This window comes from Microbacterium sp. BK668, from assembly GCF_004362195.1.
Classification (GTDB): Bacteria; Actinomycetota; Actinomycetes; order Actinomycetales; family Microbacteriaceae; genus Microbacterium.
This window is the reverse complement of record NZ_SNWG01000002.1, coordinates 109,139-129,633: the sequence shown is the minus strand read 5'-3', so window position 1 is coordinate 129,633 and position 20,495 is coordinate 109,139. Positions and strand designations below refer to the sequence as shown.

Genomic DNA, 20,495 nt, shown 5'->3' with positions numbered 1-20,495 from the left:
GGCTGCCGCCGCGGCGCCCTTCCGCATGGCGCGGATGCCCCGCACTCAGCGCTGGGGAATGATGGAGGGATGGCTCGCTTCCTGATCGTCCCCCAGTGGCAGGGTTCGCCTTCGGCACGGGCGATGCAGCTCATCGACGGTGCGCAGGCGATCGCGGGCGACCTGCCGCGCGCGGCGTGCACGGCGGTCGACGTTCCCCTCGAGGCGGGAGAGTCGCTCGAGACGGGCGTCCTGCGCTACAGCTCGCTCATCCGCACGAGCGATGCCGTCGTCGCCGAGCTGGAGGCCGCTGAGGCTCCGGTCATCGTGGTCGGGGGCGACTGCGGCGTCGGAGTCGCCCCGATCGGCGTGGCGGCCGAACGTGAGGATCGACTCGCCGTCGTGTGGTTCGACGCCCACCCCGACCTGCACACGTCTCGGACGACGCACTCCGGGGCGTTCGGCGGGATGGCGCTGAGCGCCGTCCTGGGCGACGGACCCGACAGCCTCTCGCTCCCTTCCGGGCTCGTCCCTGCCGAGCGGGTCGTTCTCGCCGGCGCTCGGGACTACGACGCCGAAGAGGAGGAGCGCGCCGCCACCACGGGGATCGCGACGATCGACGCCGCCGACCTCGCCGAGCCTGCGACGCTCACCGCCGCGATCGAGGCGACGGGCGCGACGGGCGTCTACATCCACGTCGACCTCGACGTGCTCGATCCGGCCGCGATGACGGGGGTCACCTCACCCGTGCCCTTCGGCCTGACGGTGGCCCAGCTCGTGGCGGCGATCGCGGCGGTGCGGGGCGTCGCGCCGCTGGCCGGCGCGACGATCGCGGGGTTCGCGCCCAGCTCGCCCGCGGCAGCCGGTGACGACCTCGGCGCGATCCTGCGCATCGTCGGGGCCCTCGCATGAACCCGATCCCCCGTCCCCCACTCGGATGGGAGGCGGCCGCCGCGCGTGCCGTCGACCGCGGCCGGCGCCTCGACCGGCTCATCCCGCGCTTTCTGCTCGATTCGGCGGTCAGCCGTGCGGGCTACTGGTACGGATCGGCGATCGGCTGGATCTGGGGCGGGCTCTGGAGCACCGGCCCCGTCGAGAAGCGGAACGGACTGTGGGTCTTCCGCGGGCTGCCGAGCTGGGCCTTCGCCCGCGGCGGGGTCTGCGTCGGCGGCTGCTTCCTGACGGGAGGCGCCGACCCGTCCGAGCGGCTGCTGGAGCACGAGGCGGTCCATGCGCGGCAATGGCGGCGCTACGGATTCCTTCTGCCGGTGCTCTACCTCCTCGCGGGCCGCGATCCCCTGCGCAACCGCTTCGAGATCGAGGCGGGACTCGAGGACGGGAACTACGTCCCGCGCCCGCGGCGGCCGGTTCCCCGCTGAGACGCGAGAAGGTGCGGCCGGTCCCGACCGGCCGCACCGCGCTGAGATCTACTTGGCCGGGTACAGGTGGGCGTTGCATCCTTCCTCGCCGAAGGGCGTGCTGACCACCGCAGCGCCCCTATCGCTCCACGCCTTGCGCAGCTCCTGGGGGATCTGTCCCCAGTTCTGCGTGTTGCCCGGACCCGACGGACCGCCCTCAGAGCCGTCCTCGAGGCCGGAGTAGACGCACAGGGACTTCGCATGCGCGGGTCCTTGCGTCTCCTGTCCGTTGCCGCCGATCTCGCCCGCGAACGCGCCGCCGGCGCCTCCGAGTGCGAGCACCGTCCCCACGGCGACTCCCAGCATCCATTTCTTGTGCATTGTTCTCCCCTTTGCACGTGAGATGGCGGGCGCCTTCGCCCGTCGGCGCCCATCGAACTCCTGGGAGAGGGAGGCGTCAAGAGGAAAGGACGCGGATCGCCGCTCGTCCGGCAGCGGTCCGGAAACGCAAAAGGTGCGGCCGGGCGCAGGCCCGACCGCACCCGTCGCGCGATCACTTCATCGGGAACTGCTTCGCGTTGCACCCGAAGGAGATCGGTCCGTCCGGCGTCTGGATGGTGACGACTGCGGCGCCGTGGCCGGTCGCCCCGATCTCGGCGGCGAACTGCTTGCTGTGACCCCAGTTCTGGGTGTTTCCGGGGCCCGAGGGGGCTTCCGGATCCTCCGAGCCGTCCTCGAGGCCTGAGAACGAGCATTCCGATTTCGCGTGGGACGGTGCCTGAGTGCCCTGTCCGTTGCCGCCGATCTCACCGGCGAAGGCGCCGCCGGCGCCTCCGAGTGCGAGCATCGTCCCCACGGCGAACGCCAGCATCAGCTTCTTGCGCATGTTTTCCCCTTTGCACAGGTGTCGACGGGCACCTTCGCCCGCCGGCGACCATCGAACTCCCGTCGACCGAGAGCGTCAAGGGGAACTGACGCATTCGAGCTCTCGGGATCGCCTTCAGGCGAGGTTCGCGATGCCGTACTCCACGGGCGCATGGATCGACGATGCGGAGATGCCGCGGCGCTCGATGAGGTGCTCGACGATGTCGGCCGTCCCGAGGTATCCGCCCAGCAGATGGATACGCGTGCGGTCGTCTTCCGCGCACAGCATCTCGTCGGCCCACGCCGTCACCGCCCGGGTCAGCGCCTGCCCGGCAGCGCAGGCTCTTCCCGTGCCCGGATCGCCGCTGCGACGCGAGCGGTCGAGCCAGGTCACGACCATGCGGGCCGGAGCCGTGATCGGCGCCTCCCAGGACGCGTCCGGAACCTCGATGAAGACCCGACCGGTCGAGCAGATGGGCAGTGTCGCCAGCAGTGCCTCCAGCGCCGCGAGAGAGGACTCGTCGGCCGTGATGAGGTGCTGGACCCGCGTGTGGCGCGACGCACGGCAGGCCGCGGCGTTGTGCTCGGTCGTGTCGATCATCTCGCCCCACTATACCCCGAGGATAGGGTTGCCTAACCTGACCCCAGCGTCACGCGCCCTCGATCAGGAGCCCTCGCAGCGAGGCGATCTCGTCGTCGGTCATCCCGTGCGCGCGCAGGTAGTCCGTCGGCGACCCGTAGCGCTCGGTGAGGTCGCCGAGCAGCCCCGCCATGACCGGCGCGGGCGAACGCGTCGCGAGGTCCTCCAGGTGTACGGCCTCGGGATGCAGCTCCCGGAGCTTCTCGACGACATGACGGTTGCGCCACTCGGGGAGGAGGCCCTCGGTGCGGGCGTAGTCGGCGACGACGGCGTCGCGATCGACGCCCGCCGCGGCGAGGGTCAAGCCGACGGTCACTCCCGTGCGGTCCTTGCCCACCGTGCAGTGGACGAGCACGGGCTGGTCGACGAGGATGCCGCGCACGACGTCGACGACGCGATCGGCCGAGTCCTCGACGATCCTTTGATACATCTCGTCGAGCGGGATGTCGTCGTGGAAGAAGGAGGCGACCGATCCGAGGAACAGGGGCGCGCGCTGCGTCGGGATGGCGAGGTCGCCGAGCCGGCTGGGCGCCGCCGTCACCTCCTCGTCGTCCCGGAGGTCGATGATCCGACGCAGGCGCAGTCCTCGCAGTGCCTCGACGCCCGGATCCTCGAGCTGGGCGAGGTTCCCGGAGCGGTAGAGGATCCCGGAGCGGGTCCGGCCAGCACCGGCGGGAAGGCCCCCGACATCGCGGAGATTCACCGCGCCGGGGACCTGCGGGTCGGTCATGCGCGACCGGTCGCGCGCGGGGGCACGGGGTAGCGGCCCGCGATGGCGACGCGGTTGAAGGCGTTGATGGACACCAGGATCCAGCTGAGCGCGACGTACTCGTCCTCGCTGAGGATGCCGCCGACGTGGTCGTACACCTCGTCGGGCACTCCCCCGTCATGGATGAACGTGAACGCCTCGGCGAGCTCGAGTCCCGCGCGCTCCCGATCCGTGAAGACGCCCGAGTCGCGCCACGTCGCGAGCTGCGCGATCAGGTCCGCATCGAGGCCCTCCTTGAGCGCGCGGTCGACATGCACCCGCACGCAGTAGGCGCACCCGTTGAGCTGAGAGGCGTGGATCTGCACGAGTTCTTTGAGCCGGCCGTCGATCCCCGCATCGGCGGCGATGCGGCCGACGGTCTTCGAGAAGGCGTCGAGCGTCTTGTACGCGTCGGGAGCCGAGCGCGAGAGGTGCACGCGACGTTCTTCGCTCATGCCCTTCACCCTATGACGGCGACGGATGCCGCGGCGCTCGCCCGCGCGGCAGAATGGGCCGGGTGAGCGACCCCACCGACGAGTTCTCGTTCCTTCCCGCCCAGGCCGCCGACATCGGGATCGACGGGCCGCTTCCGCGCGGCGAGCGCCTGTCGCTTCCGCTCCCGGACGGTCGGGTGCTGAGCGCCCTCCGCTACGGCGGAGAGGCCCCGCAGGTGACCTTCCTGCACGGCGCGGGGCTCAACGCCCACACGTGGGACACGACGATCCTCGCGCTGGGCCTGCCCGCCCTCGCGATCGATCTGCCCGGGCACGGCGACTCGTCGTGGCGTGCCGACGCGGCGTACACCGGCGGCACGCTGGCGCCGGACGTCGCCGTGGGGATCGAGGCGTGGAGCGATCGGCCGCAGCTCCTCGTCGGCCAGTCGCTCGGGGGGCTGACGGCGGCGGCGGTCGCGGCATCCCGTCCCGACCTCGTCCGCGAAGTGGTCGTCGTCGACATCACCCCCGGGCTCGACCCGAACGGCGGAGCCGCACAGCTGCGGCAGTTCTTCGCAGGCCCCACCGACTGGACCTCGCGCGACGAGCTGGTCGAGCGCGCCCTCGCGTTCGGACTCGGCGGGTCGCGGGCGGCGGCCGAACGCGGGGTCTATCACAACAGCCGCATCCGGCCGGACGGCCGCGTGGAGTGGAAGCACCACTTCGCGCACCTGGCGAACGCGATGGCGGCCTCCCCCGAGCTCGCGGATGCCGCTGCCGCGCAGCAGGACGCCCTCGCCGCCGTCCTCTCCGAAAGCGGCTGGACGGATCTCGCCGCCATCCGCGCCCCCCTGACGCTGGTGCGCGGCACGCGGGGATACCTGACCGATGCCGACACCCGCGCGTTCCGCGAACGGGTGCCGGCGGCATCCGTCGTCGAGTTCGACTCGGGTCACAACGTGCAGGAGGAGCGCCCGCTCGAGCTGGGCCGCTTCGTCGCGGAGCGGGCGGGGAAGGGTTAACGCTTCTGTTTCGTTGTGCGTAGGGCCGGGCTCGGGGCGCGTCGCGGTTGCCTAGGCTGGTTGATCGCACGAGATCGCGTCCCGACGCGCTCGGCACCGCGTTCCCCTCTGCACCGGATGCCCCGAAAGGACGGCCATGCTCCGCCGCACCGCACTCGCCGCGACCTCCCTCCTCGCCGTCGGAGCGCTGCTGCTCTCGGCGTGCACGACCGGGGGTGGGAGCACCGGGTCCAGCAGCGCCGGCGCGCCGGACGCCGACGCCTCGGCGGTCATCCGTCTCGTCCTCGAGCCGAGCAACCTCGACATCCGCCAGACGGCGGGCGCGGCGCTCGACCAGATCCTGATCGACAACGTCTACGAGGGGCTCGTCGCGCGCACGCCCGAGCAGGACATCGTGCCGGCTCTCGCGAGCGATTGGGAGGTGTCCGAGGACGGGCTGACCTACACCTTCACCCTGCGCGAGGGGGTCACGTTCCACGACGGACAGCCCCTCACCCCCGAGGACGTCGTGTGGTCGCTCACGACGCGCAAGACCACCCCGGAGTGGTCCGACTCGGCCCGCCTGGCCAACGTCGAGACGATCACGGCGGACGGACAGACCATCACGCTCACGCTGAGCGCCCCCGATTCGACGCTCCTGTGGAACCTCACGGGGCGCGCGGGCCTCGTGCTGAAGCAGGGCGACACGGTGGACTACAAGACGGCGGCCAACGGCACCGGTCCGTTCGTGCTCGACACCTGGCGCCAGGGCGACAGCATCACGTTCACCCGCAACGACGCGTACTGGGGCGACCCCGCGCAGGTCGGCGAGGTCGTCTTCGACTACATCCCCGACAATCAGGCCGCCCTCAACGCCGCGCTGGCCGGCGAGGTCGACGTCGTGACCGGCTTCGACGCGAACCTCCGCGATCAGGTGGAGGCGAACGGCGACTTCGAGCTCGTGCTCGGGCAGTCGACCGACAAGGGCACGCTCGCCTTCAACCAGGCCTCCGGTCCGCTCGCCGACAAGCGGGTCCGTCAGGCGATCCGGCAGGCGATCGACCACGAGGCCTTCATCGAGGCCGCGGGCTCGGGTGAGACGCTCTACGGGCCGATCCCGTCCCTTGACCCCGGCTACGAGGACCTTTCGGACGTCGCCCCCTACGACCCCGAGGCGGCGAAGGCGCTCCTGGAGGAGGCGGGCGCCGAGGACCTCACCCTGACCCTCACGATCCCGAACTTCTACTCCACCACCATCCCGCAGATCCTCGTGTCCGACCTCAACGAGGTCGGCATCACCCTGGAGGTCGACTCCGTCGACTTCCCGACCTGGCTCAACGACGTGTACGTCAACAAGGACTACGACCTGAGCTACGTGCTGCACACCGAGGCCCGCGACTTCGAGAACTGGGCGAACCCCGACTACTACTTCACCTACGACAACCCCGAGGTGCAGGAGCTCTACCGGCGGTCCGTCGCCGCCACCGACCCCGAGGAGGCCGCCGCGCTCCTCGAGGAGGCGGCCCGGATCGTGTCGGAGGATGCCGCGGCCGACTGGCTCTTCAACGGGGCGTCGGTCGTCGCCGTCGGCACTAACATCACGGGTATGCCCTCGATCAATGTGAACGAGCGCCTCGATCTCTCGCAGCTGGCCAAGAGCAACGGGTGATCCGATACACGCTGACGCGGCTCGCCCTGCTCCTGCTCGGGCTCTTCGTCGCCAGCGTGCTGATCTTCCTGACGCTGCGGGTGCTCCCCGGTGACGTCGCGCAGCTGATCGCGGGCACGAGCAGCACGCCGCAGCAGGTCGACGCGATCAGCGAGCGGCTCGGCCTCGGCGAGCCGCTTCCCGCGCAGTACCTCGACTGGATGGGGGGGGTCCTGCGCGGCGACCTCGGCACGTCGCTGCTGACCGGCTCGAGCGTCACCGGCGAGCTCGCGCAGAAGGCGCAGGTGACGGTGCCCCTCGGCATCCTCTCGCTGACGATCGCGCTCCTGTTCAGCCTGCCGCTCGGCGTCGTCTCCGCGATGCGCCGCGGGCGGGCGTCCGGCACCGCGCTGAGCGTCGGATCACAGGCCCTCGCGGCGGTGCCCGTCGTATGGGCGGGCATGATGCTCGTCGTCGTGTTCGCCGTCTGGCTCGGCTGGCTCCCCGCGCAGGGCTTCCCGCGCGCCGGCTGGGCCGACCCGTCGGCGGCGCTGCGCGCGCTCATCCTGCCGGCGCTGACCATCGGGATCGTCGAGGGCGCGATGCTCCTGCGCTTCGTCCGCAGCGCCACCCTGCAAGCCGTCGGCCAGGACTACGTCAGAACCGCCGCGGCGAAGGGGCTGACGCGCGACGCGGCGCTGATCCGCCACGGCCTGCCGAACGTCGGCCTCTCGGTCGTCACGGTGCTGGGGCTTCAGGTGGCCGGCATCATCGTCGGCGCCGTCGTGATCGAACAGCTCTTCAGCCTCCCCGGCATCGGGCGCATGCTCGTCGCGGATGTGAGCGCCCGGGACCTTCCCAAGGTGCAGGGAGAGCTCCTCGCCCTGACGGGCTTCGTGCTGATCGTGGGCTTCGTCGTCGACCTCGTGCACCGCGCACTCGACCCCCGGCAGCGGGAGGCGTCATGACCGAGCGCCTCGCCGATACCCGGCGCTCCCGCCGGAGCGCGACCCGGCGCCGCCCCTCGCGGTGGGCGTGGCTCGGCCGCCTGTGGGCGCTGTCCACGGGCCGGTTCGGCCTCATCGTCGTCGCCGTCGTGCTCGCGACCGCCCTCCTCGCGACGTTCTGGACGCCGTTCGACCCGCAGCAGGTAGACGTGCGCGGCCGGTGGGCACCGCCCGGCATCCCGCACCTCCTGGGCACCGACGGGTCGGGACGCGACATCCTGAGCCTCGTCATCGCGGGGGCGAAGACGACGGTCGTCGTCGCGGTGGGTTCGGGTGTCATCGCGACGATCGTCGGCATCGCGCTCGCGGCCCTCGGCGCCCTCACCGCGCGGTGGATCCGCGAGTCGGTGGCGGTCTTCGTCGACATCCTGATCGCGTTCCCGGTGCTTCTCATCGCGATGATGATCTCGGCCGTGTGGGGCGGATCCCTCTGGGTCGTCATCTGGTCGGTCGGCATCGGCTTCGGCGTCAACATCGCCCGCGTGACGCGGCCCGAGCTCCGGCGAGTGCTGCACAGCGACTTCGTGCTCGCGGGCCGCATGGCGGGACTCACCCCGTGGCAGAATCTCGTGCGGCACCTGCTCCCGAATGTCGCGCCGGTCTTCATCGTGCAGCTGTCGTGGGCGATGGCCGTCGCCGTGCTGGCCGAGGCCGGCCTGTCGTATCTCGGCTTCGGCGCCCCCGTCACCGAGCCGTCGTGGGGGCTCCTCCTCGCCGAGCTGCAGCAGTTCATCACCGTCTACCCGCTGTCCGTCGTCTGGCCCGGGCTCGCGATCACGTTCACCGTCCTCGGGCTGAACCTCCTCGGCGACGGCCTGCGCGAGGCCACCGACCCGACGCTGTCGCGTCGCGGCGGCGCCGCCCGACAGGCGCGCACGCACGTGCCGGAGGTGGTCTCGTGACCCTCGAGATCCGCGACCTCACGATCGACATCGCCGGCCGGCGCGTCGTCGACGGCATCTCGTTCGACGTGCCCGACGGTGCACGGGTCGGGCTCATCGGAGAGTCGGGCTCGGGCAAGTCTCTGACGGCGCTCGCCGTGATGGGCCTCCTGCCCGACGGCGCGGAGGCGGGCGGATCGGTCCGCTGGAACGGCCGGGAGCTGCTCGGGCTGGCCGACAGGGAGCTCGCCGAGCTCCGCGGCGACGACATCGGCATCGTCTTCCAGGAGCCGCGGACGGCGCTCAACCCCATCCGGACGGTCGGCCGGCAGATCGCGGAGTCCGTCCGCATCCACCAGCGGGCCGGGCGTGCCGCGGCGAACGCCCGCGCCGTCGAGGAGGCCCGGCGCGTCGCGCTCCCCGACCCCGAGCGCATCGTCGCCCGGTATCCGCATCAGCTCTCCGGCGGTCAGCGGCAGCGCGTGGCGATCGCGATGGCTCTGGCCTGCCGGCCGCGCCTGCTCATCGCGGACGAGCCGACCACCGCGCTCGACGTCACGATCCAGGCCGAGATCCTCGACCTCCTGCTCTCGCTCGTCGAGACAGACGGCATGTCGCTCGTCTTCATCACGCACGACCTCGCCGTGCTCTCGCGGATCGCCACGCACGGCATCGTGCTGGAGGAGGGTCGCGTCGTCGAGGCGGCGGCCGTGTCGACGCTCTTGACGGCGCCGTCCTCCACGGTGACGCGGGAGCTTCTGCGGGATGCCACGGCGACGCTGTGGCGGCCGGGAGGTCTCGCATGATCTCGCCGGCTCCCCTCCTGCGCGCTCGCGGCCTGACGCGGCGCTTCCCCGTGCCCAAGGCCACCCTCTTCGAGAAGGCGCGCACCTCGACGGCCCTCGAGGACGCCGACCTCGACGTGTTCGCCGGAAGCGCCGTCGGCATCATCGGCGAGTCGGGATCGGGGAAGTCCACGCTCGTGCGCCTCCTCCTCGCGCTCGACGCCCCGACCGCGGGCACGATCGAATTCGACGGGCGGGAGGTGGATGCCTCGGCCGGCGCCCGCGCCCTGCACTGGCTCCGGCGCGACACCGGCATGGTCTTCCAGGACCCCTACTCGTCGCTCGACCCGCGAATGAGCGTCGGCCGGATCGTCGCGGAGCCCCTCTGGGCGCTCGGACTCGACGGCGAGGGCGGGCCCGGGAGCGACGGTCGCCGGGCGCGCGTGCACGAGGTGCTGCGGGACGTCGGTCTCGAGCCCGACATGGCCGATCGCTTCCCGCACGAGTTCTCCGGCGGTCAGCGCCAGCGGATCGCTATTGCCCGCGCGATCGTGCACCGACCGCGGCTCCTCGTCGGCGACGAGCCGATGTCGGCGCTCGATGTGACGGTGCGGGCGCAGATCCTCGAGCTCCTCGGCGAGCTGCGCCGGCGCGACAGCCTCACGCTGCTGCTCGTGTCGCACGACATCGGCGTCGTGCAGAACCTCTGCGACGAGGTCGTCGTCATGAAGGACGGCCGCATCGTGGAGGAGGGCCCGACCGAGAAGGTGCTGCTGCAGCCGCAGGTCTCGTACACACGGCGGCTGCTGGCGTCGATCCCCGTCATCGACCCGGGCGCCGAGGCATCCTGACCCTTCGCCCGCCTCGCCGCCCCCTTCACCTGGCTTCACCTGGCGCGAACCGCCGCTCACCCCGTCGCCGACCGACGGAATGCGCCACGTCAGCGCGCGGGCCGCGGCATCCATCCCCTTCACCTGGCGCAGACCGCCGCTCACCCCGTCGCCGACCGACGGAATGCGCCAAGTCCGCGCGCGGGCCGCGGCATCCATCCCCTTCACCTGGCGCGAACCGCCGCTCACCCCGTCGCCGACCGACAGGATGCGCCGACCGAGTGGCGGCCGCTCGGTGTCGCCGACCGACGTTAGCCTCGGAGGCATGAGGCACGCGATCGTTCCGCCGTACCTGCTCGCCCGCATCGCGGCGGCGACCGAGCCGCACCTCGCGCGCGCCGCCGAGGCGGCTCGGGCGACCCTCGAGGGCGAGCGGGAGTACCGGCCGAGCCGCTCGCGCCTGCGCCTGTCGATCGACGAGGCGGGAAGCCTCGTCGCCGAGACCGGTCCCGCCCCCGATCGCACGATCTCCGACGCCCGCAATCGCGAGACGCTCCCCGGAGTCCGGGTGCGCGGGGAGGACGATCCGCCGACGGGCGACGAAGCCGTCGACGAGGCGTTCGACGGGCTCGGGGCCACGTTCGACTTCTACTGGGACGCGTATCGGCGTAACAGCATCGACGACGCCGGCGGGGAGCTCCTCGCGACGGTCCACTACGGCGAGGACTACGACAACGCCTTCTGGAACGGTGAGCGGATGGTGTTCGGCGACGGAGACGGCGAGATCTTCACGGGCTTCACCAACTCGGTGACCGTCATCGCGCACGAGCTCACGCACGGCGTGACCGAGGTCTCCGGCGGGCTGGAGTACGAGGGTCAGTCGGGCGCCCTCAACGAGTCGATCTCCGACGTGTTCGCTGCGCTCACCGAACAGCACCAGCTCGGCCAGACGGCCGACGAGGCGAGCTGGCTCATCGGGGAGGGGATCTTCACGGATGCTGTGGAGGGCCGCGCACTCCGCTCCATGAAGGATCCCGGCACGGCGTACGACGACGACGTGCTCGGCAAGGACCCGCAGCCGGGCCACATGCGCGACTACGTCGTGACGACGAACGACAACGGCGGAGTGCACATCAACTCCGGCATCCCGAACCGGGCCTTCGTCCTCGCCGCACTCGCCCTGGGAGGCTCCGCCTGGGAGCGCGCAGGGCGCATCTGGTACCGAACGCTGACCTCCGGCACGCTCTCCCCCACCGCGGACTTCGCCGAGTTCGCCGCCGCCACCATCGCGACCGCCGAAGCGGAGTACGGTGTGGAGTCGGAGGAGGTGTCGGCCGTCCGCGATGCGTGGACCGAGGTCGGCGTCATCGGCGATGAGCGAATCGAGAAGCCCGCGGCCTGACGGGGCGACGCCCGACGGCTCGCCGCTCCTCGTCGTCGCCGTCACGCGCACGGGAGGCTTCGCCGGGCTCACCAAGGTCTGGACGGCCCAGCCGCGCCAGGACGAGGCATCCGACTGGGTCGCCCTCATCTCGCGCTGCCCCTGGGACGCTCCCGTCGACGGCGACCGCCGCGGCGCCGACCGCTTCCAGTGGAACATCCACGCGCGATGCGGACCCGACGAGGACCGTGAGGCCGAACTGCCCGACCGCGCGCTCACCGGGCCCTGGCGCGAGCTCGTCGACGCGGTCCGCGACTGGAGCGACGGCAACCGCTCCGCCGGGCCCGCGGACTGACCCGCAGGCGGCCGGCTCAGCGCGCGAAGAGGCCCTTCTTCTTCTTCACGGGCTTGAGGTGCTTCTGCAGATAGATCGTGCCGAGCCAGCGGCCGAACTTGAACCCCACACGGCCCATGCGCCCGACCTCGACGAAGCCGAGCTTCTCGTGCAGGGCGACGGATGCCTCGGCGCCCTTGTCGCTGATGACGGCGACCATCTCGCGGATGCCGGCCTCTTCGCACGCCGAGATGAGCGCCTCCAGGAGCGCGCGGCCGAGGCCCTTCCCCGCCGCGGCCTGCCCGAGGTAGATGGAGTTCTCGACCGAGAAGCGGTAGGCGCTCTTCGTGGACATCGGCTGCACGAGCGCGTATCCGAGGATCTGCCCCGTCGGCGACTCGGCGACGAGGAACGGCATGCCGAGCTTCCGCAGATGCGCGAGCTTGTCGCGCCACTGCCCGATCGTCCACGGGCTCTCGTCGAAGGTCACGACCGAGTTGGTGACGTAGTAGTTGTAGATCTCCCGCACGTCGGGGATGTCACGATCCTCGACGGACCGGATCGTGTACGCGAAGGGGCGCTCGGGTTCGGGCTGCTTCTGCAGGTGCTGAGGAAGGCGGCGGCGCGTCTTCTCATACTCCTCCTCCAGCATGGGTTCCAGCCTACGCGGGGAGCGTCCACGCGATCGCGGGGGCGCCCTGCTGCTCGAGCAGGGCGTTCGCCCGCGAGAAGGGGCGGGAGCCGAAGAAGCCGCGGCTCGCGGAGAGCGGCGACGGGTGGGCGGATTCGATGACGGGGGTCGCACCGAGGAGCGGGCGGAGGTTCGCGGCATCCCTCCCCCACAGGATCGCCACCAGCGGCTCGTCACGTGCGGCGAGAGTGCGGATCGCGTGCTCGGTGACCTTCTCCCAGCCCCAGCCGCGGTGGGAGGCCGAGGCGCCGGGGGCGACCGTGAGGACGCGGTTCAGCAGCATGACGCCCTGATCGCTCCAGCCCGACAGATCGCCGTGGGCGGCGGGAGGGATGCCGAGATCGGCGTGGAGCTCCTGGTAGATGTTCGTGAGGCTCCGCGGCAGCGGCCGGACGTGCCGGTCGACGGCGAACGACAGGCCGATGGGGTGCCCGGGGGTCGGATAGGGATCCTGCCCCACGAGCAGCACCCGGACATCGCGCAAGGGGCGCTGGAACGCGCGGAGCACGCGATCGCCCGCCGGAAGATACGTCCTCCCCGCGGCCACCTCGGCCCGGAGGCGGTCGCCGAGCGCGGCGATGTCGGGACCGACGGGTCCGAGCGCCGCAGCCCAGTCGGGATCGAGGAGCCCCGCGTCCGCCAGTTGGGGCAGCGTCAGCGCCATCGGCTAAGCGGACCTCTCGACGGCCCCGGTGTCCTCCTCGACGACGGAGCCCTTCCACGACCAGGGGAAGTCGATCCAGAGGGACGTCGCCTTCCAGGAGTAGTCGGGTTCCACGATCGTCGTCGGCTTGGTGAAGATGACCGCGGAGCGCACCTCGGCGCCCTGGTCGGCCAGGAGCTTGACGGCCAGATCCAAGGTGCGGCCGCTGTCGGCGACGTCGTCGACGAGCAGCACGCGCCGGCCGCGGAGATAGCTCATGTCGAGCTCGGGCGGGAGGACGGCGGGTGCGTCGAGGACGGTCCCGATACCCGTGTAGAACTCGACGTTGATCGCCCCGCAGTTCTTGATGCCCAGGCCGTAGGCGATGGCGCCGGCGGGCAGCAGTCCGCCCCGCGCGATCGCGACCACGACCTCGGGGACGAATCCGTCCGCGAGGATCGCCCGGGCGATGGTGCGGGATGCCTCGCCGAAGCCGTCCCACGTCAGTCGTTCACGCTCAGCCGCTGCATCGGTCACGCCGTCCACACTATGCGGCCCTGCGCACAGCGCAGCGGGGGCAGGAGGGTAATCTCACCTCGTGTCAACGTCGCCCGCCGAGCGCCTGCGTGGATCCGCGCTCGGGATCACCGCCGGCCTGATCGGCTGGTTCGTCCTCGTCGAGCTCACCAGCGGCATCCTGCAGGGCTTCTACGTCCCCCTGTTCAGCGACATCGTCGCGGAGCTGGGCATCCACGACTCCGACGTCAACTGGTTCGAGGCGGCGCAGCTTCTGCTGTCGGCGCTGGTCCTCCCCGTCCTCGCGAAGCTCGGCGACATGTACGGGCACAAGAGGATCCTGCTGATCGCGGCGATCCTCACGGCGGCGGCGAGCTGGTGGCTCGCATTCGCGGGCGACTTCTGGAGCTTCCTCGTCGCCTGGGCGCTGCAGGGCTTCTACGTGGTCTGGCTGCCGCTGGAGATCGCGCTCATCTTCGAGCGCGGGCGCCGACAGAACCGGGGCGTGTCGACGACCCGACGCGCAGCCGGCCTGCTCGTGGTCGGTCTCGAGGCCGGCGCCATCGTGGGCGCACTCGCGGCCGGACGCATCTTCGCCGCGACGGGCGGCGACCTCCGCGTCACCCTGATGGTCCCCGCGATCGCCGTCACGCTCATCGCCGTCGTCATCTGGCTGGCGGTCCCCGAGTCCGAGCCGATCCCCGGGCGATCGCTCGACACCGGCGGATTCGTCATCCTGGCGTGGGGCCTCCTGCTCGTCACGGGCGCGCTCGTCTACATGCGGATGATCGGCGAGCTCGACCTCGGTCCGGCCGCGTGGTGGTGGGTCGTCGGACTTCTCCTCGCGGGCGTCGGCGTGTTCGTGTGGTTCGTCCGGTACGAGCTCCGGCAGGACGACCCCGCCATCGACATCCGCGTGCTCCGCAAGCCCGAGATGTGGCCGGTGCAGGCGACGGCGTTCCTGGTGGGGATCAGCCTGCTCGGTGCGCAGGGTCCGCTTTCGACGTACGCGGGAACCGATTCTTCGCTCGGATACGGACTCGGACTGGATGCCACGGATCGCTCCAACGTCATCGGGATCTACCTCGTGTCCCTCATCGTCGGCGCCGTGCTCTTCGCGCTCACCTCCCGTCGCGGGAACCCGCGCGTCATCCTCATCGGTGCGAGCGCCCTGGTGGGCGTGGGGTACGCGCTCTTCCTCCCCTTCCACCTCGAGCTGTGGCAGGTGCTCCTCAACCTCTCGATCGCGGGCATCGGCTCGGGCGCACTGGTCGCAGCCCTTCCCGCGGCCGCCGCGGCCGCCGCGCCCCGCGGCCAGACGGGCATCGCCTCGGCGCTCACCAACACGACCAAGACGATCGGCGGAACCTTCGCGTCCGCCGTGTTCGGCGTCGTGCTCGCGGCGGGCGCCGGCGCCGTCGCCAGCCAGACGGCGGCGTCGCTCGGCGGGTACATGACGGTGTGGGCGGTGTGCGCCGCGGGCGGGTTCCTCGCCGCGATCCTGCTCTTCTTCGTGCCGAAGGTCGCCTTCGCCGATGCCGACGGCTCCGCGGAGGAGGCGGCCGACGCGGCGGCCGGTGAGGCCCAGATCCTCTGAGGGCACGGATGCCGCGGCATCCGGCTCCCGTCGGTCCGGAGCGTTTCGTCTCCGGCGCTTCGCGCCTCCGCTCAACGACCGGAGGTGACGGGAGTCGCTGTTCGCGGTCGTCGAGCGAGCGAAGCGAGACGAAACGGGGTGCGGGAGTCGCTGTTCGCGGTCGTCGAGCGAGCGAAGCGAGACGAAGCGGGGTGCGGGAGTCGCTGTTCCCGGTCGTCGAGCGAGCGAAGCGAGACGAAACGCCCCGGACCGGCGCGAAGCGTCAGGCGCGGATGGCCGTCGTCGTCATGACGAGCTCGATGCCGCCCTCGACCGGGCGCGAGCGGAGCGCGACCGTGGCCGAGGCGAGCTCCGCGAGCGACGGGAGGTGCGTGCCGCCGCAGGGGATGCGCGCCTGCCCTCCCGGCAGGTCGCAGACCCAGGTGCGCCGATCGGCGAGGCGGTCGCCCGACGTCTCGACGCGGACGGAGCCGCCGGAGGAGATCCATTCGGCGAGCTGGGCGTCGATGCGGGACGAGAGCGCCTCGAGGTCCTCCAGCGCCCCGGGCTCGAACCCCTTGCGCCGCAGCGACCTGCCGATGCGGTACGTGTCGGTCGAGCCGTCGGGGTGGATGCGCGACTCCTGGATGGCGAGTGCGTCGAAGGCGGGCGCGCCGAGCGCGTCGACCGGCGCCTCCTTCGTCCATGCATCGACGAGTGCCCGGTCGAGCGCGAGCGAGGCCAGGTGGCAGGCGGTGTGGCCGGCCGAGAGCGCGAGGCGGTGGCCGCGATCGACCTCGACCTGGACGACATCGCCCTCGCGTACAGCGTGCGCGGGCACGAGGTGGGCGACGACGAACGTCCACCCGTCCGTCCCGGTCCGCACGGGGACGGCGGGGCCGAGGAGCAGTTCGTCGCCCTGCGTGGCACCGACGACCGCGTCGGCGATCGGAAGGATCGTCTCGCCGACGCGGATGGTGCCGCGGTCCGCCGGCTGGTCGGGCCAGGCGGTGTCGACGGGGTGGAAGGCCGTCGTGTCCAGGACGACCGCGAGGCGCCCCTCGCCGGCGTCGGCGACGTGCAGCACCCTGCCCGTCGAGGTGGTCGCCCCCGACGGATACGTGACAACCGTGCCCGGGAGGGCGCTCACGGGCGGGCCGACTCGTCGCGAGGGCGCAGCGGCCCGCGTGCGAGAAGGTGCTGCGCGGACTGCGCGACCGGGCGCATCGTGACGAGGTCGAGATTCACATGACCGGGCGCGTTCAGCGCGTATCCGATGACGTCGGCGACATCGGCCGCCGTGAGCGGCGCCTCGACGTCCGCGTACACCCGCTCGGCGGCGTTGCGATCTCCGCCGAGGCGGTTGAGCGTGAACTCCTCGGTGTAGACCATGCCCGGGGCGATCTCCACGACCCGGATCGGCTCGCCGTTCAGCTCGAGGCGCAGGGCGTGCACGAGCATCGACTCGGCGGCCTTCGCCGCGTTGTACCCGCCGCCGCCCGGGTAGGCCGTCTGCGCCGCGGTGGACGTGACGAAGACGGTGTCGGCGTGTCCACCGCCGCCGGCGGCGCGACGCAGCTGCGGCAGGAGCGCCGAGATCAGCCGCTGGGCGCTGAGGACGTTGACGTCGTACATCCACTGCCAGTCCTCGGGACTGCCGTCCTCCACGCGATCCGTTCCGCGCGCGCCGCCCGCCACCTGCACCAGGGCATGCACGGGTCCGCTGCCCTCGAGCCACGCGGCGAGTGCGTCGACGTCCGCCGGGCTGGTGAGATCCGCCGCGAACGCGACCGCGCCGGTCTCCGTCTCCAGCGCCTGGAGGCGCTCGGCCCGGCGCGCGACGGCGACGACGTCCCATCCCGACGAGCGGAGCGCGCGCGCCGTCGCCTCCCCGATCCCCGAGCTCGCACCCGTCACCACCGCACGTCGTGTCATGCCTCCACGCTAGCCCGGGCCGCCCACCGTCGATTACGTAACATTTCCCGCCCGTTGTCGCCGCTGCGCACCCTCCCTAATGTCGGACGAGGCCGCGACGCCCGCCGCGCGCCCCCGATACCCGCAGGAGCAGTCATGTCGGCACCCGAGAACTGGCGTTTCGAGACCAAGCAGATCCACTCGGGCGCGCAGCCCGACCCCGTCACCAAGGCACGCGCCACCCCGATCTACCAGACGACGTCGTACGTCTTCGACAACACCGATCACGCGGCGAACCTCTTCGCGCTCGCCGAGTTCGGCAACATCTACACGCGGATCATGAACCCCACCCAGGAGGTCGTCGAGCAGCGTCTGGCGGCCCTCGAGGGGGGCACCGGCGCCCTCCTCGTCGCCTCGGGTCAGGCCGCCGAGACGTTCGCCGTGCTCAACATCGCCGAGGCCGGCGATCACATCGTCTCGTCGAGCTCGATCTACGGCGGAACGTACAACCTCTTCAAGTACACGCTGGCCAAGCTTGGCATCCAGACGACGTTCGTCGAGAACCAGGACGATCCCGAGGAGTGGCGCCGCGCGGTCCGCCCGAACACGAAGCTCTTCTTCGCCGAGACGATCGGCAACCCCAAGATCAACGTGCTCGACATCCGCACCGTCGCCGACATCGCCCACGAGGCAGGCGTGCCCCTCATCGTCGACAACACGATCGCGACGCCGTACCTGATCAAGCCCTTCGAGCACGGCGCCGACATCGTCATCCACTCCGCGACGAAGTTCCTCGGGGGTCACGGCACTGTCATCGGCGGCGTCATCGTCGACGGCGGCACCTTCGCCTGGTCGGAGAACGTCGAGAAGTTCCCGGGTCTCACCGTTCCGGACCCCTCGTACCACGGAGCGTCCTACACGGCCGCCGTCGGCGACGGGCTCGCCTACATCATCAAGGCGCGTGTGCAGCTGCTGCGCGACCTCGGCTCGGCGATCTCGCCGCAGAGCGCCTGGCTGCTCATCCAGGGCCTCGAGACCCTGTCGCTGCGCATCGAGCGGCACGTGCAGAACGCGCAGGAGATCGCCGAGTGGCTCGAGAACCACCAGGACGTGGCATCCGTCAACTACTCCGGCCTGCCCACGTCGCCCTGGTACGCCGCCGCGAACGCCTACGCCCCCAAGGGCGTGGGGGCGGTCCTCTCCTTCGAGCTGAAGGGGGGCGTGGAGGCGGGGCGCGAGTTCGTGAACAGCCTTCAGCTGTTCAGCCACCTCGCGAACATCGGCGACGTCCGCTCGCTCGTGATCCACCCCGCATCGACGACGCACTCGCAGCTGACGCCGGAGCAGCAGCTCACGACCGGCGTGACCCCGGGCCTCGTCCGTCTGTCGGTCGGGCTGGAGAACATCGAGGACCTCAAGGCGGACCTGGAGCAGGCCCTCGCGGCCGCTCGACGGGTGTCGGAGGCCGCCCGCGCCTGATCCCGCGCACAGCACGGAATCGGATGCCCCGGCCCGCGCGGCCGGGGCATCCCCGTGTCTGCCGCCCGGCGGAGAGGGGCGGGGTCGTCAGATCCGCGTCTTCGGGCGGACATGACCGAGCCCGCCGTCGACGCCGAGCACCTGGCCCGTGATCCAGGAGTTCGCCGGATCGAGGAGGAAGGCCACCGCTCGCGCGACATCCTCGGGCTCGCCCAGCCGCCCCAGCGCGTGCATCGCCTCCGAGACCCGGCGGGACTGCTCGCTCGCTGTGAGCCCGGCCGTGAGCGAGGTCCGGGTGAGTCCGGGCGCGACGGCGTTGATCCGGAGGTTCTGCGACGCGTAGCTGGACGCCGCGGAGAGCATCAGCCCGATGACGCCGGCCTTGGCTGCGGCGATGGCATCGTGGTTAGCCAGGCCGGCGAGCGCGGCCGCGGACGACACGAGCACGACCGAGCCGCCGCTGCGCAGATGCCGGCCGGCCGCGCGCACCGTGGCGAAGGCGGTCGTCAGCGATGCCGCCACGGTTTCGTCGAACTGCTCGCGCGAAGTGAGGTGTGCAGGCTTGAGCAGCATCGATCCCGCGAAGCAGGCGACGCCGTCCAGCGGCGCCGCGTCGGCGACGGCGCGGTCGACGGCCTCGAAGTCGGAGGCGTCGAGGACGATGTCGGGCTCGATGCGACCCTCGCCCCGGGCGGTCGTGATGACGTCGTGGCCGTCCTGCCGCAGGAGGTCGGCCGTCGCCTGTCCGATGCCGCTCGACGCGGCGATGAGAAGGAAGCGGGCCATGCTCCATTGTGACCCGGGTTCGATCCGCCTCGGCCCGCTCCCCCGGGCCCGGTCAGCCGGCGTCCCACCAGCGCAGGACACGCAGCGCGCGCAGGGTGACCCAGCGGCTCGGGAAGCCCTCAGCCTCGTCCTCGAAGGCGAGGTGCGAGGCGCCCTGGTGCTCGTTCTCGATCTTCCACATCCCCATGGGCAGGGCTTTGGAGCGGATGAGGTCGACAGCTTCGGCGCAGCGCTCGTCGCGCTGCGGGCGGGCGATGCGGAAGTAGTCGGCGCCGCGAAGGATGTCGTAGTACCAGCGGGTGGGGAAGCTCAGCAGCGTGAAGCGCGGATCCGCGATCTCGCCCGTCGTCGCGCGCCGCATGAGGCGCCGATCGAGGAGGTACTCCTCGCCGCGGCGCCGCGCCTCGCGGCTCGACTCCGTGCCTCCCGTGGCGGACTCCCAGTCCCGCAGGCCCTCGAGCGCGCAGATCGTCGAGTGGAACGACCCCACGCCCTGCCCGTCGTCGACCCAGCAGTTCCACCCGCCGTCGCCGAGCTGCGTGTCGACGAGGGTCTGGCAGATGCGCGAGGCATCCCTTCCGAAGTACGCCCCGATCGACAGGGCGACTCCGTTGATGCACGGCTCGACCTCGCCCTGGAAGTAGAGCTCGTCGTTGTAGTCCCACCGGACGTTCCGCTCGACGCGGTCGAGCGCCTCGCGCACGCGCGGATCGGCCGGGTCGGCACCCAGATCCATGAGGGTCTGCAGGCTGAAGTGGGTCGCCGACCACGTGTCGAAGAAGTTCGCATACGACTCGGTCCACGGCGGGCGGTAGGCCCCGCCGTCCCAGTACCCGTCGTCGGCCTGCAGCCCGAGGAGCGTCGCTCCCCAACCCTCGGCCGCCACCCTCGCCCGCTCGGCGGCAACGTCGGCGGCCGGAGCCGCCTCCAGATCCTGCATCACCTGCCAGCGGATGGCCGGGTCGCCCTGCTTCAGGTACTCCGTCACGTCCATGCGGGG

At 71.5% G+C, this 20,495-nt stretch carries 24 protein-coding genes; 12 read left to right on the top strand and 12 right to left on the bottom strand.

Annotated features, from left to right (window positions below; all coding sequences use genetic code 11):
• The first annotated feature begins 69 nt into the window (after positions 1–69).
• The gene (locus EV279_RS14525) at positions 70–891 is read left to right on the top strand and encodes an arginase family protein (protein WP_133545229.1); all 822 of its coding nucleotides are present in this window, start codon (positions 70–72) and stop codon (positions 889–891) included.
• Positions 888–1,358 carry a Fe-S oxidoreductase gene (locus EV279_RS14520; RefSeq protein WP_133545227.1) on the top strand — a complete coding sequence of 157 codons (471 nt, stop codon included), beginning with the start codon at positions 888–890 and terminating at the stop codon, positions 1,356–1,358. Before EV279_RS14525 ends, EV279_RS14520 begins: the two co-directional genes overlap by 4 nt.
• Positions 1,359–1,406: 48 nt before the next feature.
• On the opposite strand, the gene EV279_RS14515 is transcribed toward EV279_RS14520, so the two are convergent.
• The 5 genes from EV279_RS14515 to EV279_RS14495 all read right to left on the bottom strand — a co-directional run bounded on the left by EV279_RS14515 (position 1,407) and on the right by EV279_RS14495 (position 4,044).
• Positions 1,407–1,718 carry a hypothetical protein gene (locus tag EV279_RS14515; RefSeq protein ID WP_133545225.1) on the bottom strand — a complete coding sequence of 104 codons (312 nt, stop codon included), beginning with the start codon at positions 1,716–1,718 and terminating at the stop codon, positions 1,407–1,409.
• A 172-nt stretch (positions 1,719–1,890) separates the two neighbouring features.
• Entirely contained in the window at positions 1,891–2,223 is a 333-nt protein-coding gene (locus tag EV279_RS14510) for a hypothetical protein (RefSeq protein ID WP_133545223.1), read from the bottom strand.
• Between the two features lie 114 nt (positions 2,224–2,337).
• Complete coding sequence (locus EV279_RS14505; protein WP_133545220.1) at positions 2,338–2,802, bottom strand: SIP domain-containing protein; 465 nt, start codon at positions 2,800–2,802, stop codon at positions 2,338–2,340.
• Between the two features lie 49 nt (positions 2,803–2,851).
• Positions 2,852–3,571: a tyrosine-protein phosphatase gene (locus tag EV279_RS14500; protein WP_133545218.1), complete on the bottom strand. Its 720-nt coding sequence runs from the start codon at positions 3,569–3,571 to the stop codon at positions 2,852–2,854.
• A complete protein-coding gene (locus tag EV279_RS14495; RefSeq protein WP_133545216.1) occupies positions 3,568–4,044 on the bottom strand; it encodes a carboxymuconolactone decarboxylase family protein in 477 nt (158 codons plus the stop codon). Before EV279_RS14495 ends, EV279_RS14500 begins: the two co-directional genes overlap by 4 nt.
• Positions 4,045–4,097: 53 nt before the next feature.
• On the opposite strand from EV279_RS14495, the gene EV279_RS14490 reads away from it, so the two are divergent.
• The 8 genes from EV279_RS14490 to EV279_RS14455 all read left to right on the top strand — a co-directional run bounded on the left by EV279_RS14490 (position 4,098) and on the right by EV279_RS14455 (position 11,911).
• Entirely contained in the window at positions 4,098–5,045 is a 948-nt protein-coding gene (locus EV279_RS14490; RefSeq protein ID WP_133545214.1) for an alpha/beta hydrolase, read from the top strand.
• A 136-nt stretch (positions 5,046–5,181) separates the two neighbouring features.
• Positions 5,182–6,693: an ABC transporter substrate-binding protein gene (locus tag EV279_RS14485; protein ID WP_133545212.1), complete on the top strand. Its 1,512-nt coding sequence runs from the start codon at positions 5,182–5,184 to the stop codon at positions 6,691–6,693.
• Entirely contained in the window at positions 6,690–7,640 is a 951-nt protein-coding gene (locus tag EV279_RS14480; protein WP_133545210.1) for an ABC transporter permease, read from the top strand. The genes EV279_RS14485 and EV279_RS14480 overlap by 4 nt, the downstream gene beginning before the upstream one ends.
• On the top strand, positions 7,637–8,581 hold the full coding sequence (locus EV279_RS14475; protein ID WP_133545208.1) for an ABC transporter permease: 945 nt from the start codon (positions 7,637–7,639) through the stop codon (positions 8,579–8,581). The genes EV279_RS14480 and EV279_RS14475 overlap by 4 nt, the downstream gene beginning before the upstream one ends.
• Complete coding sequence (locus EV279_RS14470) at positions 8,578–9,366, top strand: ABC transporter ATP-binding protein (protein ID WP_133545205.1); 789 nt, start codon at positions 8,578–8,580, stop codon at positions 9,364–9,366. Before EV279_RS14475 ends, EV279_RS14470 begins: the two co-directional genes overlap by 4 nt.
• Complete coding sequence (locus EV279_RS14465) at positions 9,363–10,196, top strand: ATP-binding cassette domain-containing protein (protein ID WP_208109573.1); 834 nt, start codon at positions 9,363–9,365, stop codon at positions 10,194–10,196. Before EV279_RS14470 ends, EV279_RS14465 begins: the two co-directional genes overlap by 4 nt.
• A 304-nt stretch (positions 10,197–10,500) precedes the next feature.
• Positions 10,501–11,577 (top strand): M4 family metallopeptidase, encoded by a 1,077-nt coding sequence (locus EV279_RS14460; RefSeq protein ID WP_133545203.1) that lies wholly within the window; start codon positions 10,501–10,503, stop codon positions 11,575–11,577.
• Positions 11,549–11,911, top strand: coding sequence for a protealysin inhibitor emfourin (locus EV279_RS14455; RefSeq protein WP_133545201.1), 363 nt, complete (start codon positions 11,549–11,551; stop codon positions 11,909–11,911). Before EV279_RS14460 ends, EV279_RS14455 begins: the two co-directional genes overlap by 29 nt.
• Positions 11,912–11,927: 16 nt before the next feature.
• On the opposite strand, the gene EV279_RS14450 is transcribed toward EV279_RS14455, so the two are convergent.
• Genes EV279_RS14450 through EV279_RS14440 form a run of 3 tightly spaced genes read right to left on the bottom strand, consistent with a single transcriptional unit; the run spans position 11,928 to position 13,761 of the window.
• On the bottom strand, positions 11,928–12,542 hold the full coding sequence (locus EV279_RS14450) for a GNAT family N-acetyltransferase (RefSeq protein ID WP_133545199.1): 615 nt from the start codon (positions 12,540–12,542) through the stop codon (positions 11,928–11,930).
• Between the two features lie 10 nt (positions 12,543–12,552).
• A complete protein-coding gene (locus EV279_RS14445; RefSeq protein WP_133545197.1) occupies positions 12,553–13,245 on the bottom strand; it encodes a uracil-DNA glycosylase in 693 nt (230 codons plus the stop codon).
• A 3-nt stretch (positions 13,246–13,248) separates the two neighbouring features.
• On the bottom strand, positions 13,249–13,761 hold the full coding sequence (locus EV279_RS14440; RefSeq protein WP_133545195.1) for a phosphoribosyltransferase: 513 nt from the start codon (positions 13,759–13,761) through the stop codon (positions 13,249–13,251).
• Between the two features lie 61 nt (positions 13,762–13,822).
• On the opposite strand from EV279_RS14440, the gene EV279_RS14435 reads away from it, so the two are divergent.
• A complete protein-coding gene (locus tag EV279_RS14435) occupies positions 13,823–15,337 on the top strand; it encodes an MFS transporter (protein WP_243728632.1) in 1,515 nt (504 codons plus the stop codon).
• A gap of 262 nt (positions 15,338–15,599) precedes the next feature.
• Here the strand turns inward: EV279_RS14435 and EV279_RS14430 are convergent, their stop codons facing one another.
• Together EV279_RS14430 and EV279_RS14425 are read right to left on the bottom strand one after the other, a co-directional pair.
• A complete protein-coding gene (locus EV279_RS14430) occupies positions 15,600–16,466 on the bottom strand; it encodes a metal-dependent hydrolase (protein WP_133545193.1) in 867 nt (288 codons plus the stop codon).
• Positions 16,463–17,251: an SDR family oxidoreductase gene (locus tag EV279_RS14425; protein ID WP_208109572.1), complete on the bottom strand. Its 789-nt coding sequence runs from the start codon at positions 17,249–17,251 to the stop codon at positions 16,463–16,465. Before EV279_RS14425 ends, EV279_RS14430 begins: the two co-directional genes overlap by 4 nt.
• A 135-nt stretch (positions 17,252–17,386) precedes the next feature.
• On the opposite strand from EV279_RS14425, the gene EV279_RS14420 reads away from it, so the two are divergent.
• A complete protein-coding gene (locus EV279_RS14420; protein ID WP_133545191.1) occupies positions 17,387–18,709 on the top strand; it encodes a bifunctional o-acetylhomoserine/o-acetylserine sulfhydrylase in 1,323 nt (440 codons plus the stop codon).
• A gap of 87 nt (positions 18,710–18,796) precedes the next feature.
• Here the strand turns inward: EV279_RS14420 and EV279_RS14415 are convergent, their stop codons facing one another.
• Both EV279_RS14415 and EV279_RS14410 read right to left on the bottom strand, forming a co-directional pair.
• Positions 18,797–19,495: an SDR family oxidoreductase gene (locus EV279_RS14415; protein WP_133545189.1), complete on the bottom strand. Its 699-nt coding sequence runs from the start codon at positions 19,493–19,495 to the stop codon at positions 18,797–18,799.
• Positions 19,496–19,547: 52 nt separating this feature from the next.
• The gene (locus tag EV279_RS14410) at positions 19,548–20,489 is read right to left on the bottom strand and encodes a hypothetical protein (RefSeq protein ID WP_133545187.1); all 942 of its coding nucleotides are present in this window, start codon (positions 20,487–20,489) and stop codon (positions 19,548–19,550) included.
• Positions 20,490–20,495: the final 6 nt, after the last annotated feature.